Here is a 901-nt window from a genome sequence, read left to right on the forward strand (position 1 = left end):
CTGCTTCTTTGCTTCTATCGCCGGATAACCAGGCACTCGCCAAAATATCATTGATGGCATAACTATCACTTAATCGATATTCGTAAGGAGACTGTTCTTGAGCAAGCATCTCCAGCTCATATTCGGGCAACAGCATCACATCTCTTGCATCCAGCATTTCCTGTTTAAGCAGTTGTCTCATCTCATTGAGTACCTCTTGGTGCTTTTCATCGTCAACCAGGTTGTTCAACTCCCACACATCATCTTCAATGTTGTAAAGATACTCGGCAGGACGTGCTTCAAACAGTCGTTTTTGTACAGGATTAAGCAGATTTTGTTCATAATCGCGACGCATCTGCTGCTTGATATCGCTTATCTCCATGTAACGTATGTACCTGGCTTCAGGGATAAAAGGCATAAAATTACGCGAATAAAGGTACTTCCCATTGGTTACTGTTCGAACCAGGTCAATGCCATTATCCGCTCTATCGGACGACAACACCAAATGTTCGGCTCTTTTAGACCGATTTTCGCCCATCATAATACGACCTGTCATGTGCTCAGGAATTTCACCACCCGCCAAACTAATAACAGTTGGCGCTAAATCTTCAAAACTAACCAACTCATCGGTAACCACACCATTGGTTCCCCAGGGAGATAAATGCTTATATTTTTCAGGAAACCAAATAATAAACGGCACCCGATAGCCCAGGTTGATACCATTGGTCTTACCTCGTGGAATACCTTCACCATGATCGGCATAGAAAATGATAATGGTATTTTCCTTTAACCCATCAGCTTCCAATCGTTGCAATAAGGCGCCAATCTTATTATCAGTCAGCTTGAGGGAGTTATAAACCCGGGCAAACTGCTTACGCATAGCAGGCGTATCGTTATAAAATGGAGGCATATCAAAGTCATT

Annotated in this window: 1 protein-coding gene; it reads right to left on the bottom strand. The window is 43.0% G+C overall.

Features of this window, described 5'->3' with window-relative positions; translation table 11 throughout:
- Positions 1 to 901 (bottom strand): sulfatase-like hydrolase/transferase (locus tag KDU71_RS22775; RefSeq protein WP_212193435.1); only part of this gene is annotated, 901 nt, incomplete at both ends.

The organism is Carboxylicivirga sediminis, assembly GCF_018156225.1.
Taxonomy (GTDB): Bacteria; Bacteroidota; Bacteroidia; order Bacteroidales; family Marinilabiliaceae; genus Carboxylicivirga; species Carboxylicivirga sediminis.